Below are 206 nucleotides of genomic sequence, written 5' to 3'. Positions count from 1 at the left end.
GACGGCAACGATGGCGTCGAGTGTTCTTTGCCTGATGCGCTTGTGGCGTTGTGTCGTGGTGGCGGTGAGGGGGTGTCGGTGACGATGAACGTCTACGTCGACGGCACCAACACCACCGGCACCGCCAACAGCACTACCGGCGCCGCCAACACCACCGGCACTGCTGATGAGTCCGATGTGCAGGTCTGGCTCGACGGTGCCGGCTG

It is taken from the genome of Corynebacterium sp. HMSC11E11 (assembly GCF_001807025.1).
Taxonomy (GTDB): Bacteria; Actinomycetota; Actinomycetes; order Mycobacteriales; family Mycobacteriaceae; genus Corynebacterium; species Corynebacterium freneyi.
This window is presented reverse-complemented; position numbering follows the sequence as displayed.